The organism is Peribacillus sp. S4 (assembly GCF_046715815.1).
Taxonomy (GTDB): Bacteria; Bacillota; Bacilli; order Bacillales; family DSM-1321; genus Peribacillus; species Peribacillus frigoritolerans.
In genome coordinates, this window is the sequence record NZ_CP175708.1 from 3,909,222 (window position 1) to 3,926,322 (window position 17,101).

The 17,101-nt window shown below is 44.9% G+C and carries 16 protein-coding genes and 1 pseudogene; 3 read left to right on the plus strand and 14 right to left on the minus strand.

All coding sequences use genetic code 11. The features are described 5' to 3' along the window. Positions 1-21 precede the first annotated feature (21 nt). Positions 22-678 (minus strand): DUF421 domain-containing protein, encoded by a 657-nt coding sequence (locus tag ACJ9PY_RS18520; protein ID WP_411738726.1) that lies wholly within the window; start codon positions 676-678, stop codon positions 22-24. 193 nt (positions 679-871) lie between these two features. On the opposite strand from ACJ9PY_RS18520, the gene ACJ9PY_RS18525 reads away from it, so the two are divergent. After that, positions 872-1,243 carry a TIGR04086 family membrane protein gene (locus ACJ9PY_RS18525; RefSeq protein WP_096337820.1) on the plus strand — a complete coding sequence of 124 codons (372 nt, stop codon included), beginning with the start codon at positions 872-874 and terminating at the stop codon, positions 1,241-1,243. Between the two features lie 46 nt (positions 1,244-1,289). On the opposite strand, the gene yajC is transcribed toward ACJ9PY_RS18525, so the two are convergent. The 10 genes and pseudogenes from yajC to safA form a co-directional block, all read right to left on the minus strand. Further along, positions 1,290-1,574 carry a preprotein translocase subunit YajC gene (yajC, locus tag ACJ9PY_RS18530; protein ID WP_098865119.1) on the minus strand — a complete coding sequence of 95 codons (285 nt, stop codon included), beginning with the start codon at positions 1,572-1,574 and terminating at the stop codon, positions 1,290-1,292. Between the two features lie 43 nt (positions 1,575-1,617). After that, on the minus strand, positions 1,618-2,757 hold the full coding sequence (gene tgt / locus ACJ9PY_RS18535; protein ID WP_034308807.1) for a tRNA guanosine(34) transglycosylase Tgt: 1,140 nt from the start codon (positions 2,755-2,757) through the stop codon (positions 1,618-1,620). Positions 2,758-2,793: 36 nt separating this feature from the next. Next, a complete protein-coding gene (queA, locus tag ACJ9PY_RS18540) occupies positions 2,794-3,822 on the minus strand; it encodes a tRNA preQ1(34) S-adenosylmethionine ribosyltransferase-isomerase QueA (RefSeq protein ID WP_063575570.1) in 1,029 nt (342 codons plus the stop codon). Positions 3,823-3,860: 38 nt separating this feature from the next. Further along, positions 3,861-4,067: a DUF2905 domain-containing protein gene (locus ACJ9PY_RS18545; RefSeq protein WP_034308809.1), complete on the minus strand. Its 207-nt coding sequence runs from the start codon at positions 4,065-4,067 to the stop codon at positions 3,861-3,863. After that, positions 4,064-5,062, minus strand: a complete 999-nt coding sequence (ruvB, locus tag ACJ9PY_RS18550) for a Holliday junction branch migration DNA helicase RuvB (RefSeq protein WP_411738727.1) — start codon at positions 5,060-5,062, stop codon at positions 4,064-4,066. Before ruvB ends, ACJ9PY_RS18545 begins: the two co-directional genes overlap by 4 nt. A gap of 11 nt (positions 5,063-5,073) precedes the next feature. After that, positions 5,074-5,688: a Holliday junction branch migration protein RuvA gene (gene ruvA, locus ACJ9PY_RS18555; RefSeq protein WP_057276624.1), complete on the minus strand. Its 615-nt coding sequence runs from the start codon at positions 5,686-5,688 to the stop codon at positions 5,074-5,076. 327 nt (positions 5,689-6,015) lie between these two features. Continuing rightward, entirely contained in the window at positions 6,016-6,516 is a 501-nt protein-coding gene (locus ACJ9PY_RS18560) for an intercompartmental signaling factor BofC (RefSeq protein WP_096337823.1), read from the minus strand. A 109-nt stretch (positions 6,517-6,625) separates the two neighbouring features. Continuing rightward, the gene (locus tag ACJ9PY_RS18565; RefSeq protein ID WP_057276625.1) at positions 6,626-7,225 is read right to left on the minus strand and encodes a YhcN/YlaJ family sporulation lipoprotein; all 600 of its coding nucleotides are present in this window, start codon (positions 7,223-7,225) and stop codon (positions 6,626-6,628) included. A 102-nt stretch (positions 7,226-7,327) separates the two neighbouring features. Beyond that, on the minus strand, positions 7,328-8,275 hold the full coding sequence (locus ACJ9PY_RS18570) for a phosphotransferase (protein ID WP_411738728.1): 948 nt from the start codon (positions 8,273-8,275) through the stop codon (positions 7,328-7,330). 2,331 nt (positions 8,276-10,606) lie between these two features. Beyond that, positions 10,607-10,754 (minus strand): annotated as a pseudogene (gene safA, locus ACJ9PY_RS18575) (SafA/ExsA family spore coat assembly protein); the annotation flags it as partial. A gap of 337 nt (positions 10,755-11,091) precedes the next feature. On the opposite strand from safA, the gene ACJ9PY_RS18580 reads away from it, so the two are divergent. Then, entirely contained in the window at positions 11,092-11,937 is an 846-nt protein-coding gene (locus ACJ9PY_RS18580) for a neutral zinc metallopeptidase (RefSeq protein WP_411738729.1), read from the plus strand. 395 nt (positions 11,938-12,332) lie between these two features. On the opposite strand, the gene nadA is transcribed toward ACJ9PY_RS18580, so the two are convergent. From nadA to nadB, 3 genes are read right to left on the minus strand one after another with little or no spacing between them, the layout of a single operon-like run. Beyond that, entirely contained in the window at positions 12,333-13,439 is a 1,107-nt protein-coding gene (nadA, locus tag ACJ9PY_RS18585; RefSeq protein ID WP_411738730.1) for a quinolinate synthase NadA, read from the minus strand. After that, positions 13,436-14,287 (minus strand): carboxylating nicotinate-nucleotide diphosphorylase, encoded by an 852-nt coding sequence (nadC, locus tag ACJ9PY_RS18590; protein ID WP_411738731.1) that lies wholly within the window; start codon positions 14,285-14,287, stop codon positions 13,436-13,438. Before nadC ends, nadA begins: the two co-directional genes overlap by 4 nt. Next, positions 14,268-15,851, minus strand: a complete 1,584-nt coding sequence (gene nadB / locus ACJ9PY_RS18595) for an L-aspartate oxidase (protein ID WP_411738732.1) — start codon at positions 15,849-15,851, stop codon at positions 14,268-14,270. The genes nadC and nadB overlap by 20 nt, the downstream gene beginning before the upstream one ends. Positions 15,852-15,954: 103 nt before the next feature. On the opposite strand from nadB, the gene ACJ9PY_RS18600 reads away from it, so the two are divergent. Beyond that, positions 15,955-17,082, plus strand: coding sequence for an IscS subfamily cysteine desulfurase (locus ACJ9PY_RS18600; protein ID WP_411738733.1), 1,128 nt, complete (start codon positions 15,955-15,957; stop codon positions 17,080-17,082). Positions 17,083-17,101: the final 19 nt, after the last annotated feature.

The window sequence follows — 17,101 nt, forward strand, 5'->3', positions numbered from 1 at the left end:
GAAGCATTCAAAGGCTTCGGTTCATTTCTTCGTTTCATTTTTATCGATGTAAATTTGGCCATCTATGTACCCGCAAATCGAAATCTCTTTAACCTTCGTTTCTCCATGTTCTTTTAACTGATTCAGAAGCCAAACATGGTTTTTCCCAATTTTATCAAGATTTTCTTCCTGTATCTCTCCGTCGACAATCAGCGGGAATGGTACCTGATTTTCCACTCCTTCTTCGTCGCTTTTTTTAATCACTGAGAGCTTTCCTGAAGTTTCAAGGATGGCAAATTGCACTTCGTTTATATCAATAATTCCTTGTTCACGAAGTTGCGTCAATAAGTCATCAAAATTATATCGTTGTTTGCGCATCGCTTTTTCATCTATTTTCCCCTGATTAATGATGATCTGCGGCTTACCGTCCATGAGATTGCGTAATTTGACACTTTTCAATGAGGCAAATGCCAATGTGATTTGGAGGAACGCGAGAACAAACATCGGGATAGTCTGTCGGATAAACGGTTTTTCCAAATCTTCAAAGGATAGCACAGCAATGTCCCCTATCATGATGGATACCACTAAATCAAGAACGCTCAGTTCCCCAACTTCCCGCTTACCCATCATTCGAAAAAGGAACCAGATGACCAGATAGATTACCGTCGTTCGAAATATAATCCCTAGATAGATATCCACTTCAACAACACTTCCTTCATCCATAGCATGGCTTGGGAATTGAAAAATTACTCCATAATCTTTTCTAATTTTACGTGAAGCTTCTTAAACCTGGTCTAAAGGTTCGATATCGGGAATATGCTTGTACAAACACATAAACAGGCTATACGTATCAGCCTTTTAAAAAGGAGGAATACCCATCGAAACTAAAAAAATGAGTGTCGCCGTAATTTATGGCGTAGGCTCCATCTTTGCCATAGCGATGATTGCTAGTTTAATCGTTTCCATCCTTCTTCGCTTTACTTCATTGACGGAATCATCCCTGACATACGTGGTCATGATCGTGTCCTTTTTATCGCTGTTCATTGGTGGATTCATATCAGGAGGCAAAGGGAAAAAGCAAGGACTATTCCTGGGCGGAAGCACTGGGCTACTTTATCTGTTGGTCGTGTTCCTTTTTCAATATTTAGGTCACGATGCCCTTTTCACCATCAAGCAATGGATATACTATGGCTGTTTTGTGATTACGGCCATGATGGGTGGCGTTCTTGGGGTCAACATGAGTTCCGACTCACGCTCCGATTAAAAAAAGACAGCAAAAAACCGGGCACATGGCCCGGTTTTCGTTTGTTTTATAGGGATGCTTCTTTATTCGGTGCGCTTTCCGTAATTTCACGGATTGCTGCACGGTCAAAAGTCAGTTTTGTACCGTCTGGTGATTTAATGACGATTTGCTGTTCATCGATTGCATCGATTGTTCCGTGCATGCCGCCGATAGTAGCAACTTTATCACCTTTTTTCAAACTGCTTTGCATGCTTTGCGTAGCCTTTTGGCGTTTTTGCTGCGGACGGATCAATAAGAAATAGAACAATACGAACATTAAAATCAACGGAAGTATTTGTGTTAAAGAACCCATTTAAGTATATTCACTCCTTTCGTTCATTAAAATATTTATGGAATTAGAAGTTTCTCGCATTTGGTTCATTGAAACCATACTGCTCAAAAAACTCTTCCCTAAAGTCTCCAAGACGATCTTCTCGAATAGCTTGTCTGACCTGTTCCATCAAGTTTAACAGAAAATGAAGATTATGGTAAGTCGTAAGGCGAATTCCAAAGGTTTCTTCACATTTAATCAAGTGGCGGATATATGCCCGGCTATAGTTCTTGCAAACATGGCAATCGCAATTTTCATCGATTGGACCGAAATCGCGTGCATACTTCGCATTTTTCACAACCAGCCGCCCATTGCTCGTCATGAGCGTACCATTACGCGCGATTCGCGTTGGCAGTACACAGTCAAACATATCAACACCGCGGAGTGCACCATCGATCAATGAGTCCGGTGAACCGACCCCCATAAGATAGCGCGGTTTATCAGATGGCAGCAGCGGAGTTGTAAACTCAAGGACGCGGTTCATGATATCCTTCGGTTCCCCTACGGATAGTCCTCCAATAGCATAACCCGGGAAGTCAAGGGAGACAAGGTCTTTTGCACTTTGTTTGCGAAGATTTTCAAACTCCCCGCCTTGAACGATTCCGAACAGCCCTTGGTCATTTGGACGCTCATGTGCATTCAAACAGCGTTCCGCCCAGCGCGATGTCCGTTCAACCGATTTCTTCATATACTCTTCAGTAGCCGGGAATGGCGGACATTCATCAAATGCCATCATGATATCGGAGCCAAGCGCATTTTGTATTTCCATCGCTTTTTCCGGAGATAAAAATAATTTATCGCCATTCAGATGGTTCCTGAAATGCACACCTTCTTCTTCAATTTTGCGGAACTCGCTTAAACTGAAGACTTGAAAGCCGCCTGAGTCGGTCAAAATCGCCCGATCCCAGTTCATGAACTTATGCAATCCGCCAGCTTCCTTGATGATTTCATGCCCTGGACGCAGCCATAGGTGGTACGTATTGCTCAGGATGATGCCTGCCCCCATTTGTTTCAAATCTTCCGGGGACATCGTTTTGACAGTAGCCATCGTTCCAACCGGCATAAATGCCGGCGTTTCAAAAGAACCATGCGGTGTATGGACCCGTCCTAGCCGTGCCCCTGTCTGTTTACATGTTTTGATTAACTCATATCGTATTGCAGTCAACGCAATAACTCCCTTCAAGAGCTTCTCACTCTTATATTACTTAATTAACATTGCATCTCCAAAGCTAAAGAACCTGTATTTTTCTTCCACAGCCGTTTCATAGGCATGAAGGACATGCTCCCTGCCTGCAAGTGCAGAAATAAGCATGATTAAAGTCGATTTAGGCAAATGGAAGTTCGTTATCATCGCATCGATCCCTTTGAACTCATAACCAGGATAAATGAAGATGCTCGTCCAGCCATTCTCTTCCTTGAAAACCCCATCATTACGGGACGCAATCGTTTCCAATGTCCTTGTTGACGTAGTGCCGACCGTAATGATTTTCCCGCCTTTTTCCTTCACGTCATTCAGTAATCTGGCAGTGCCTTCCGTCATTTGATAAAATTCCGAATGCATTTCATGGCTGTCAATATCGTCGACACTTACCGGACGGAATGTACCAAGCCCGACATGCAGCGTGATGAAGGCGATGTGGACACCCATCCCTTTAAGTTTCTCAAGCAAATCCTCCGTAAAATGCAGGCCAGCGGTAGGTGCCGCTGCAGACCCCCTTTCCCGCGCATAAACGGTTTGATAGCGGTCCTGATCATCAAGTTGTTCCTTGATGTATGGAGGTAACGGCATTTCGCCCAGCTTCTCCAGTATTTCATAAAATATGCCATCATATTTAAATTCAAGGATACGGCCGCCATGCTCGAGTACACCTGTACAGACGGCACTCAGCTTACCATCACCGAAAACGATCGTCGAGCCTTCCTTAATCCGTTTGGCCGGCTTCACAAGCGTTTCCCAGACATCATCATGCTCTTGCTTAAGCAGCAATACTTCGATCTTTGCCCCTGTCCCTTCTTTACTGCCGTATAGTCGGGCCGGAAGCACTTTTGTATCATTCAACACCAGGCAATCTCCCGGTTTGATATATTCCGTGATATGGCTGAATACATCATGCTGGAGCTTACCGGTTTCTTTGTCCAGTACCATCAATCTACTTGCTTCCCTATCCTCCAAAGGAACTTGGGCAATCAGTTCCTCCGGTAAATGAAAATCAAACATATCCAATTTCATCTGTTCCACTTCCTTACGTGTCTATCAAGCTGTAATCATTATTTAAAACGGCCGATCAAATAAAAAATCGCGGACAACACAACACTGACGATGATTGATGTAACGATAGGAAAGTAAAAAGTCGTATTCCCCTTTTTCAGAAAAATATCTCCCGGCAGCCTGCCGAGATGGATATATTTCATCGCAAAACCAATCACGAAAATAATCACACCCAGAATCATGACCATCTTTGGTATATTCATCATTTAGGCATCTCCATGCCGAAATGCTCATAAACAAGCTGTGTTGCCATCCGGCCTCTTGGGGTGCGCTGAAGAAAACCGACTTGCAGCAGATATGGTTCATACACATCTTCGATCGTATGTGCCTCTTCGCCAATTGTTGCCGCAATCGTTTCCAGGCCCACGGGCCCGCCACGGAATTTTTCAATGATCCCTTTAAGTAATTTATGGTCAATATGATCGAGTCCTAAACGGTCGACCTGCATTAATTCAAGCGCATAATCGGCAAGCTCCGCCGTTATCGTCCCATCACCGCGTACCTGGGCGAAATCCCTGACCCTCCGTAAAAGCCGATTGGCTATTCTTGGTGTGCCCCTTGACCTTCTTGCAAGCTCTGCCGCTGCTTGATCGTCCATTTCCGTATCCATGATTCTTGCTGTACGGATGATGATATCAGTCAAATGGTTTTCGGTATAATATTCAAGACGGCTCAATACGCCAAAACGGTCCCTGAGCGGTGCAGACAGCGAGCCTGCCCGTGTCGTGGCCCCTACAAGGGTGAACGGCGGCAAGTCAATCCGGATCGAACGGGCTTCCGGTCCCTTACCGACTACAATATCCAGACAGAAGTCCTCCATAGCCGGATATAACACTTCCTCAACGACACGAGGGAGACGGTGAATCTCATCAATGAACAATACATCACCTGGTTCAAGTGCACTCAAAATGGCCGCCAGATCTCCCGGACGCTCAATGGCGGGACCGGAAGTCGTGCGGATATTCACACCCATTTCGTTGGCGATGATGACGGCAAGCGTCGTCTTGCCAAGACCAGGCGGTCCATATAAAAGTACATGATCGAGCGTTTCTTCACGCATCCTTGCCGCCTCGATGTATACACTCAAATTCGCTTTCACTTTATCCTGTCCGATATATTGCTTTAAGTTTTGCGGCCGCAGGCTTTGTTCAAAGGACAGTTCGTTCAGATCGGCTTCCTGATTGAATATTCTCTCCTCCATTGCGCCACTCCTTATCTTAACATCATTTGCAATGCTTTCTTAATATATTGCTCGGTCGTCATATCTTCAGCCTGCAATTTCTTGGCTACCTTTTGGACTTCCTTTTCAGAATAACCAAGAGCCTTCAATGCAAGAATTGCTTCATCCAATTCCTCCGTATAACCATTTGGACTGATTGCAGCCGTGACACCTTCGTTAAACAAGCTTGGAAACGCATCAGGTATAATGTTCTCCAGTTTCCCTTTTAAGTCGAGAATCATTTGCCGTGCCGTTTTCTTTCCGACTCCCGGGAATTTCACCAAAAATGATTCATCTTCATTTTCGATCGCCTGTACCACCTGATCAACCTGGCCTGATGCCAATATGGCTAGGGCACCCTTCGGCCCGATTCCGGTTACATTCAATAATTTTGTGAATAACGCCTTTTCTTGACGAGTCTGAAATCCGTATAATGCCACCATATCCTCACGAACATAATGATACAGGAAAACTTGGATTTCTTTCTGGTATTGAGCGGAAAAAATAAAAGGATTCGGCGTCATCACTTGATATCCGATCCCCCCATTTTCCACAACTATGTATTCAGGTCCAATATAATCGACCTTGCCTTTTATATAATCATACAAATTAATTCTCTCCCTGATTTTGCTGTACCTCTCATTTTATCATAAAAAGGGGGTGTTGTTCATTAAAAGTTATTTCATAATCGGCAAAGTCTATTCACGGGGAATTCCAGGTGTCACCTCACTGCTTAAAACAAAGTTGATTGAAACAGGCGTGCAAGACTAGCGTCCAAGGGAGACCCGACAGGCGCAAAAACACAAAGGGTGGACCGCCCGCGGAAAGCGAGTTCCCGCAGTTGAAATCTACCGTAATGATAAACACCAAAAAAACTGTAGACAACTCTCCATCATTGTTAGTCTACAGTCTGAAGGGTGGGATATCATCCCACCCTAGTTTAACGAATATGGCTCATATTCTTTAATGAGCTGTTTATATTGGTCTTTATTCATGATCGGAATCCCTTTTTGCAGTTCCTCCTGCTTGTATGCTTCAAGTTTACCAACGTCTATTTGGTAGAATGTATGAATGATCTTGGCGTGCTCAGGTCTTCCGATAAAAATGGATAATGTACCATCTTCCCTCATCCCAAGGTAACCATTCGCTTTTAACAGCGGAGATATGTCATTCTCAATTTTCTTCATGACAATTTGCTCTTCATTTTGATCGACTACTTGCCATCCTTCATATTTTGCCCAAAAGTCCTCCATCGACCAAATTGTTTCTGTCAATTTCTCTTCACTTAACTCGCCATCCAAATACATACGCTGAAGAATGACCTTCCTTTCAATTGGATCATTTTCCTTTTGAACGGTTTCTTCCGCAAAAACGGTTAAGCAAAATGGCAATATGAAAAGTGCCATGAAAAATTGGATTCTAAGTTGATTAAACAATATACTCACCTCTTAAGGCGTTTACTTTTTATGTAGTTTGACCCAAATAAGGATTATTAACCAGAAAAAAATCAAAAAGAGCTGACTCCAAGTCGGGTCAGCCCACAAATTATTTTAAGTGATTTTCGTGGATGTTAAGGTTATCGAACATGTCATTGGCATCCAAAATGATCATTTCCCTCGTATCTCCATCCCGAAGATTGTTATCAAGTGTCATCGTCCTGAAATAGACACCTTCATCGGTGGTTACATATAGGGTACGGCCATTGGTAAGCGGTCCGATCTCCTTCTTGATTCTTTGTTTAACATCATTTGCTTGGCTGTAGTCATCCAGCCGCAAGGCTACCAGCATTTCATCTTGCATGATGATTGTCCTGGCATCGCTAACCGGCTCCACTTTATTGGCGACACCATTTACTCTGTCGGCTAAAGAGCCTTCATAAGAATTATAATAAGATGATTTTGCCTTTAGCGGCTTACTTTCATGTCCATGGTAGTTACGGTCACTCTTACTGTATGCATCATCTTTATTGTATAAACCATCCGCCATATTCTCATAATTGATGTTTCGCACCAATGCATCTTTTTCATGGTACCCTGTATCATTCGTGATATTTTCATTTTCCGCTGTATCATTATTAGCACATCCAACCAAACTGACGGCGGCCAATACCGTATAAAGCGGCTGTGCCCATTTTATTTTCTGCACCAATAACCCTCCCATTGCAATAGAATGAGCTATATTCCGCTCATAATTAGCATGGGTGTCGAACGGGAAATGTACTCTGTAAGATACGGCCAAAAACCCGTTTTAATTCCTATTAAGGGAAGAAATCCTTTTCGCCAATTTTTCATTCATCTCCATCCGCTCCGAAAAACCTTCCACTGTCATTTTCCAGACCGAATGAAGCTGGGAAGAACTTTTATTAAGACGATTCCATTCACGGAAGATATCGGTAGGGTAAGTTAAAGCATATAAAAAGGCCAGGTCTGACTGATACCTTTGCAATTGCGGCACTTCCCACAGCTCGTTGGCCGCGTCTTCCAGATGTGGCGAAATTCGATTTGCGTACTGTAAATAATCAATGCACCTCGGGGCATTTGCCATTAAGTCAAAATCGATTAAAGTCAAAGTGCCGTCCGCTCTCCGCAAGAAATTATGGTGGGCACAATCACCATGAATGATGACTTTCTTTTCCTTATCCCATGAAGACTGATATTTATCAAACCCCTCTAGCGACCATTCCCCCCATCTAATCCATTCCTTGATAATATCTTCGGAAACATATTGGCGAACATAAGAAAAGTTCTTTTTAAATAGTGATAAGCGTTCTTTCCACTTTTTTGATTGATTGAACACAGGCGCGTTAATGGAGAGATTTTCCGACACATCATGGAAGCTTTCCAGTAAATGAATGCCTTCTAAGCGGTCCTTATCATTGGAAAACCTGAATTTTTTCTTGTTCGGCGGAAAATAGTCCATACTGCCATACCACTTCCCTTTAAATTGAAAGGGCATTAAATTCTGATGAATATAATACGTTTGATGAAATCCCTTTTGTTTTAATAAAGAAGTCAATTCTCTTTGTCGATCCCATTTTTCAAAACTGTCAAACCCTTTAAGGATCATTGAATGACCTTTTTCAAAAGTTATTAAATAGACACTGCTTTGGATATGGTGGACATTCTTTGGCTTACGATTTAAATAAGAGAGGAGACGAGTGTTAAAAACACTGTCTCCTTGATGATTAGTAGTCATCGCTTTCATCTACATATGTCGGTATCCCAAATGTTTCAGGTGCACGCACGCCCCCGAATTGGCCTGGCTGGCCTCCCATTTGTCCAGGTAACATAGCTTCAGGTTGCCCCCCAAGCTGTCCGCGCATCATGTCCGGCTGACCGCCAAATTGTCCCGGCATCATTCCTGGTTGACCTCCGTTTTGGCCGCCCATCATCATGCCTGGTGGCTGACCTCCGTTTTGGCCGCCCATCATCATGCCTGGTGGCTGACCTCCATTTTGGCCGCCCATCATCATGCCTGGTGGCTGACCTCCATTTTGGCCGCCCATCATCATGCCTGGTGGCTGGCCTCCGTTTTGGCTGCCCATCATCCCTGGAGGACCTCCTATTTGCATCTCCTTTATGCCGGGCTGGCCTCCGTTTTGACCGCCCATCATCATACCTGGTGGCTGACCTCCGTTTTGGCCGCCCATCATCATGCCTGGTGGCTGGCCTCCGTTTTGGCCGCCCATCATCATGCCCGGTGGCTGACCTCCATTTTGGCCGCCCATCATCATGCCTTGTGGCTGGCCTCCGTTTTGGCCGCCCATCATCATGCCTGGTGGCTGACCTCCGTTTTGGCCGCCCATCATCATGCCTGGTGGCTGGCCTCCGTTTTGGCCGCCCATCATCATGCCTGGTGGCTGACCTCCATTTTGGCCGCCCATCATCATGCCTGGTGGCTGACCTCCGTTTTGACCGCCCATCATCATGCCTTGTGGCTGACCTCCGTTTTGGCCGCCCATCATCATGCCTGGTGGCTGGCCTCCGTTTTGGCCGCCCATCATCATGCCTGGCTGACCTCCGTTTTGGCCGCCCATCATCATGCCTGGCTGACCTCCGTTTTGGCCGCCCATCATCATGCCTGGTGGCTGACCTCCGTTTTGGCCGCCCATCATCATGCCTGGCTGGCCTCCGTTTTGGCCGCCCATCATCATGTCCGGCTGGCCTCCGTTTTGACCGCCCATCAACATGCCTGGCTGACCTCCGTTTTGGCCGCCCATCATCATGCCTGGCTGACCTCCGTTTTGGCCGCCCATCATCATGCCTTGTGGCTGACCTCCGTTTTGGCCGCCCATCATCATGAATCCTTCCGATTCTACTGACTCATCATCAAATTGATATTGCATATCCATTCCCATCTGAGACTCGTTAGGTGACATCCCTTTGTATGGGGCCTGTTGCTGTGATTGAACGGATTGATATTGGTTATAATCCGGATGGTGAAGTGCATTGGCATCCATCCCTTGGTTCCCTTGATACTGTCCCTTCACTTCCGGGCCATAAGTTCCAAGTAGCCCCTTATTACAGCCGCAATCTTCCTCTTCCTCACCGGCAGTCTGTGAAAACTGAGGGAAGTTTTGATTGTAGGAAGATGATTCGCCTGGTGACTCATAATCTTGTTGCATATATGAACCCGCTTGAGGTTGTTGATTCATCCCTCCATAATAATGGTGCGGAACCGGTGCGGAGGCTTGATATGGATAATATTGCTGGCTTGGTGCATTCATGCTCGCCCCTTGGACAAATCCATGATCCATCATTTCCATGTCAGGAGATTCTCCCCAAATATCAGAGCTCTCTTCCATCATCTGATAACCATGCATTTCCGGAGCCGCCTGATACCCTTGAACGCCTTGGTATGGGGCTTGCATGCCTTGCATTTGCATATGCGCCCACGGTGGCGGTTGAATGCAATAGCCGCTTCCAGGCAAGATGGGCGTTACTGGAATACAATCATCCACCGGCTCATCCTGAGCTGACTGTACAGCAGGCTTTTTCTTCTTCTTTTTAGTGACTGCAGGCTCTTCTTTTTTCTTTGGTAAAGGCGGTGGTGCAGGAGGCTTTTGCACACTCATATTAGTCATGTTGACCATATAATAATTATTGACATCGATCTCCGGAATTACCGGCATAGGCACCGGCATTTCTTTTGGAACAACTTTTTGCTTTTCTTTAATGATAGGCTTTGGCTGAATGATTTGCTGCTCTTTTTTTGGTTTTTGAACGATTGGTTGCTCTTTAACAGGCTGTTGAAATTTCGGTTGCTCTTTAACGGGCTGTTGAAATTTTGGCTGTTCTTTCACAGGTTGTTGAAATTTCGGCTGTTCTTTTACAGGCTGTTGAAATTTTGGCTGCTCTTTTACGGGCTGTTGAAATTTCGGCTGTTCTTTTACAGCCGGTTTTTGCATGATTTGCTGCTCTTTCATAGGTGCTGGCTGAGCCTGATACGGTTGAATTTGGGATTCTTTCATTCCTAGCTGAATATTCACGTTTGGTTTACCCGTTTCTTTTATTACAGCTCCGGATGTCCCTGGAATTTTAATTTTCATTCCGGGCATCATCATGTCCGGGTTGCTCAATTGCGCGTTAACTTTTTTAAGTTCTTCAAAACTGACGCCGTATTTTTTGGCGAGTTTCCAAAGTGTATCGCCTTTTTGGACTATATGAATTTTCACGCTGTTAACCCCTCCTGTGCATATGTCCATATATTCTATGAAGCAGTGGGTGAAATGCTATTATTTTTATCATGAAAACTTATGCGTGAAAAATGACTTTTATGATTGGTTCAATGATTTAGGGACATGGAAGCTACTTTTTTAGAGAAGAAATAAATGATATGACATCTTAAAAAAGGAGATTCCATTGCATTCAGGAGGCAATGGTTTTTTAGTTATGTTCTGAAATGCTTCAATCAAGCTTCTGTCTAAACTTAGGGAAATACGGGTATAAGAAAGTAAATGGCCTAAGGCTTTGTCTTCAGGTACTTATCTTACATTCCTGGGGGGAATAATAATGAAATGGAAAGGTAGACAGGGCAGCTCGAATGTCGAGGACAAAAGAGGGATGACCGGAAAAGGCATGGCAGGAATCGGCGGAGGGGTCGGATTGGTAATTGTCTTGATCGTGACGCTCCTTGGCGGTAATCCAAGTGATTTGCTGGGCAGCTTGAATTCTACTGAGCCGAACAATGACAGCTCTTATGTAGAAACGGATGAAGAGAAGGAGCTTACGCAGTTCGTATCTGTCGTCCTTGCAGAAACAGAACAGGTCTGGACAAAAGAATTCCGTAAAAATGGACTGGAATATAGGGAACCTACCCTTGTCATGTATTCAGGCAGTGTCGAATCGGCATGCGGGATGGCAGCTTCTTCGGTAGGGCCATTTTATTGTCCTGGTGACATGAAACTATATATTGATCTCAGCTTTTATCAAGAGTTGAAGCAAGAATTCCAGGCACCCGGTGATTTCGCCATGGCCTATGTCATTGCCCACGAGGTCGGACATCATGTTCAGACACTTTTAGGGACAACGGAAAAGGAAATGCCCGATCGGTCAAAGGTCAGCGAGACTGAATATAATAGGTATTCTGTCCGTCTTGAATTACAGGCCGATTATTTGGCTGGAGTTTGGGCACATCATGTCCAAGGAGAGAATTTGCTTGAAGAAGGCGATCTTGAGGAAGCCTTGAATGCAGCAAGTGGTGTGGGAGATGACCGTATCCAAAAAAAGGCACAGGGGTACGTGGTTCCAGACAGCTTCACGCACGGTACATCCGAACAGAGAAAACGGTGGTTCAATAAAGGATTTAAATCCGGTGATATGAATGAAGGCAATACTTTTAAAGCGAATAACCTTTAAGAGTTCTACTTGTTTCAAAACATGAAAAAAGGGGGAGTTTATCCCCCTTTTTAGACTGAAGACAAATTCGAAGAAAAGCGAGTTTGTCTACTTTTTTATGGTGAAAATTATATTCGATTTCAGAAATCCGCTCCCTTTCCGCCGACTGTCTGCCAAGCCTCCTCGACGCAAGTGTCTCGGCTAGCCAGTTATTCGGCAGGAGTGTCGCAAACCTGTGAGTTTCAGTTAAAACAGTAACAATACACGTGGATTACTCGGTCTTGTTTTAAAATCATGGCAATGATCCCATGATAAAATTGCATTCGGGATAAGACCATTCAATCCTCATTAGGCCGACTGACCGAACGGGTGTTTTACCCCTCTATTTCTTATGATTCAAAGTCTTTTGCACTGACTCAAACGCGCTCCAGCATTCTGTTTAATGCTAGGATGGCATTATCCGCAATGTTCTTCTCCACTTTTATCGGATTGATGATGATACCTTCTTCAATGGATTCAAGCGCCCATAGCAGGTGAGGCAGATCAATCCGGTTCATTGTAAGACATGGACACATATTCGGATTTAATGAGATGATGTTCTTGTCAGGATTATTGGCGATAAGACGCTTGACAAGGTTCATTTCCGTGCCGATTGCCCAAGAACTACCTGGATCGGCTTTTTCAATCATATTTATGATGTACGATGTCGAACCCGCATAATCTGACAGGGCGACTACCTCACGGCGGCATTCGGGATGAACGATGATATTCATTTCAGGCTGCTCCGCTCTAAGCGTTTCAATATTCGCCGTAGTGAAATTTTCATGGACTGAACAATGTCCTTTCCAAAGAAGTACCTTCAGATCTTCCAGTTCCCCTTCATAGATCAATTCATCCTTATGCGGGTCCCAGACAGCCATTTCATTCAATGGGATTCCAAGGTCAAAGGCGGTATTCCTCCCAAGATGCTGATCAGGAAGAAAAAGGATTCTTTCTTTTTGCGAGAGGGCCCACGAGACCATCCCTTGTGCATTGGAAGACGTCACCGTCGCCCCGCCATTTTTCCCTACAAAAGCTTTGATGGCCGCAGTTGAATTCACATAAGTTAGCGGAAGGATCGTATCACCAAAAAGATCCTGAAGCTTTGTCCACGCCCGTTCCGTTTGTTCAATATCGGCCATATCCGCCATGGAGCAGCCTGCACGCATATCAGGAAGGATAACCGTCTGCCCTTCTTCCGTCAAAATATCCGCTGTTTCAGCCATGAAATGCACGCCGCAAAACACGATATAATCCGCTTCACGATTTTGCGCGGAAAGCTGGGCCAATTGAAGTGAATCCCCCGTTGAATCCGAAAATTGAATGACTTCCTCCCGTTGATAATGATGACCTGGGATATAAAGACGGTTCCCCAGTCGTTTCTTGATGTCATGGACCCGATTCTCCATCTCTACCTTTGTCATCGTTTTATACTTTTCAGGCAATGTATTTCCTGCTGTTTTAGCCATCTCCAATATGTTCATTTCAATATCCCCTCCTGCTCTTTGACCTTTGCGCTGATATCAAGTGCCCTGACACTGTGCGTCAAGCTGCCCAACGAAATATAATCTACCCCTGTTTCCCGATATGAGGCTAGATTGTCTAAATGGATTCCTCCAGAAGCTTCAGTAATGATGTGGGCGGGAACCAATTGGATCAGTTGCTTGATTTCTTCGGGGCTCCGGTTATCGAACATGATGATATCTGCACCGGCTTCCACTGCTTCAAGCACCTGCTGTGGTGATTCCGTTTCCACTTCCACCTTAGTGGTATGTCCCAGTTTGGATTTGACCGTTTGAACCGCTTTCGTTATGGACCCAGCGAAAGAAATATGGTTGTCCTTTATCATGACTGCATCATACAGACCATATCGGTGATTGAATGCCCCGCCGGAACGGACCGCATATTTTTCAAGCATCCGCAGGCCCGGTGTGGTTTTCCTCGTATCACAAGCTCTCGTCTTCGTCCCCGCTAATATCATGGCAGCTTTATGGGCCTGTGTCGCAATTCCGGACATACGCTGCACCAAATTCAAAACGACCCGTTCCCCTTTTAAAAGGGAGGCCATATCGCCGGTCATTTTTGCAAGCTGCTGTCCTTCTTCGAAAACTTCGCCATCTTGAACAAAAAGGAAAACCTCTATTTGATCATCCAGCAATGCAAATCCCGTCTTGATGACGTCCCCTCCACTGAAGACGCCGCCTTCTTTTGCGATGAATGTCAAAGTACCTTGTTCACCTTGGTCAAAAATCGTATCGCTCGTTACATCGCATTCCCCTATATCTTCCATTAAAAATTGTTGCAGCATCTGCTTAAGCTTCAATATATTCATATAGTCGTCTCCCTTTCACTCGGTTTTTTACATCCGTGCAAGCAAGGATAACCGAATTTTCAAGCCATTGGGTGTCATCTTCGTTAGGATAGTCACTGCGGAAATGACCGCCCCTGCTTTCGGTTCTGGTCAATGCGGATTCGGCAATCAGCCACGCCACGATGATGGCATTGATTTTCGTTATTTCCTGTATCGGTAATGCCGTCACTTCCATTTGCAGCAATTTTTCGATATTAAATGTCTCAAGATAATCCTTCAGTCGAGTTAAACCCGCTTCATTTCGAACGATTCCCGCTTCGTTCATTAATTTTTCCTGCAATGTCGTGAGTTCAGGTAGGAAGGAAATTTGACTGGAACTCTTGGACTGCTCTTTTTCTTGCGGTATCGACCTTGCCGGCACTTTAGCAAGGAAACGGCCAAGCGTATTTCCAAAAACCAATCCTTCGAGAAGGGAATTGCTTGCCAATCGGTTTGCACCATGTACACCAGTGCATGCCACTTCACCAACTGCATACAAAGAGGGTACAGAGGTTTGCCCCGATTCATCCACATCAATCCCTCCCATTAGAAAATGGTTTCCAGGTGCAACCGGGATTTTCCCCAATTGAAGGTCCAGCCCGCTTTTTTCACATAATGAGCTCACTGTCGGAAAACGATTTTTAAAATCCTTGATCATCGAAATATCCAAAAATACCTTTTCACCGCGCTGCAAATAAGAAAAAATCGTCTGTGCAACAATATGCCTTGGTGCTAGATCCTTCAAGCTATGGACATCCTCCATGATTGGTTTTCCCATTTCCGTCACTAATCTCGCACCATCCCCGCGAACCGCTTCTGAAACCAGCCCTTTCACTTTGCCATTCACAAAAAGCAGGGTCGGATGGAATTGGATGAATTCCATGTCACGCACTTTTGCACCCGCCTTGAATGCAAATGCGATCCCATCACCTGAAACCGTTTGTGAATTTGAAGTGAAATGGTATAGGGAACCACAGCCGCCTGTTGCCAAAACCGTCCGTTCCGCGTGATAGGCAACAAGTTCCCCTGCCTTATCAAGTGTTTTGACGCCTATGCAAGAATCATCTTTCCCGATGATCAACTCCACTGCAGCAACATTCTCCATCACAGTAACCGATGATTTTTTCAAGCAGCCTATAAGATGTTCCATCATGTACTTTCCGGTAGCATCCCCGTGACTATGGAGGATTCTTCGTTCACTGTGGGCCCCCTCCATGCCGAGCAATAAAGTTCCGTCATCATCTTGGTCAAATCGCATACCCGAAGCAATAAGTTCAGCTATAACCGAAGGTGCCTCTTCAACGAGTTTTTCCACTGCCTTCACCTTGTTATATCGCTGACCAGCCGCCAGCGTATCTTTTTTATGAAAGGATACTCGATCACGATCAGATATTGCAGCAGCAATCCCGCCCTGGGCTAAATAAGAATTACCATGACGGATATTTGATTTTGTGATGAGTATCACATGCTTATGTTCACTTGCTTCCAATGCCGTTTTCAAGGCAGCAATCCCACTGCCTATCACGATGATATCCGCTTTTACCATTATTTCATTCCTCCTGTTTATGACAGGTGTCTTGACAACTATATTTACATATTATTAAACTATTATCAAGAGTTTTTTAAGTTTAAAGGATGGAAGTGATTTCTTGATTTATTTGGATTACGCCGCTACTACTCCGATTGATGAGGAGGCTCTTGACGTATTCAGCCAAGCATCCCGGAAGTTTTTCGGGAATGCGAGCAGTTTGCATGATATTGGCTCTGAAGCGGCACGTTTATTGGATATGTCACGGCAGCAACTCGCAGAAATGCTGAACATAAAAAAGGAAGGAATCATCTTTACGAGCGGCGGATCAGAAAGCAACATGCTTGCGATAGATACTTTCATCGCTTCGAAACCATCCTGGCAGAACCACTTGATTGTAAGCCGGACTGAACATGCATCTCTTGCCAATTTCGTCGAAAAGCTTGAACAAGATGGCTTCGAGGTTACTTATTTACGGCATTTGAAAGATGGCCGTGTTGATATTGAACATCTGCAGGAATCCATGTCGGAGAGAACATGCTTAGTCATTGTCCAACATGTGAATTCGGAAATCGGGGTCATTCAACCCATTGAGCAAATAAGTGAAATCGTTCGAAAACACCAGGCTTTTTTTCATGTGGATTGCGTCCAATCATTTGCTAAATTACCGCTTGGCAAGATAGCCGCCTCATGTGATGGAATATCCGTTTCCAGTCATAAAGTTTATGGTCCAAAAGGGACTGGGGCCGTCATTTTCCCGGCCATCCATCAGTTGAAGGCTTCGGTACCGAATATCACACATGAATATGGTTTCAGACCAGGAACAGTGGACGTTCCTGGGATAGCTTCCTTCGTGACCGCTGCTAAGAAATTGGGCGACATCATGGAAGATGAACGAAAACGGATTTCCGCACTTAGGACGCAATTGATTCAACGGCTGACGGAAAGGAAAATCGATTTTCAAATCATCGAAGCAAAATACGAGCAATTGCCTCACATATTGGCGCTGACCTTCGCTGGATTGCAAGGACAGTACATCATGCTGGAATTAAACCAGAAAGGATTCGCCGTTTCGACGGGAAGCGCCTGTCAAATCGGTAAACAGGATCCTTCAAAAACGATGATGGCCATTGGAAAAAGCGAAGATGAAGCCCATCAATTCGTCCGCTTTTCCTTTGGCAAAAACACGACGGCCGACGACATTCACAAGTTGGCGGACTGCATCGAAGGAATAGCTTCCATTCGATAAACCCCTCCAATCTGTGTTA